The 424-nt window shown below is 59.2% G+C and carries 1 protein-coding gene; it reads right to left on the reverse strand.

The features are described from left to right. Positions 1–31: 31 nt before the first annotated feature. A partial coding sequence (locus C9I57_RS32265) for a pyridoxal 5'-phosphate synthase (RefSeq protein ID WP_107154526.1) occupies positions 32–424 on the reverse strand: 393 nt, incomplete at its 5' end.

Genomic DNA, 424 nt, shown 5'->3' on the forward strand with positions numbered 1-424 from the left:
CGGTTTTCAGACGGCATATGTTTTTTCCTGTTCAAGGCGACAACCGCTCGCGTATCCAGCCGCCATCCAGCAAACGGTATTGGATGCGGTCGTGCAGCCTGCTCGGCCTGCCCTGCCAAAACTCAATCAAATCGGGAATCACAATATAGCCGCCCCAATGCGGCGGACGCGGCACGTGCAAAGGATGTTTGAGTCCGACCGCCGCCGCCTTTGCCACCAATCCCGCCTTGTTCGGAATCACCTCGCTCTGCGCGCTTGCCCACGCACCCAAACGGCTCTGATACGGGCGACTCTCAAAATATTCGTCCGACAACTTCTCCGCCAGCCTTCCGACACGCCCTTCCACGCGCACCTGACGCTCCAGCTCCGGCCAAAAAAACGTCATCGCCGCAAACGGATTGAGTTCCAGCGAACGCCCCTTGCG

Source organism: Trinickia symbiotica, from assembly GCF_003028655.1.
GTDB classification, from domain to species: domain Bacteria; phylum Pseudomonadota; class Gammaproteobacteria; order Burkholderiales; family Burkholderiaceae; genus Trinickia; species Trinickia symbiotica_A.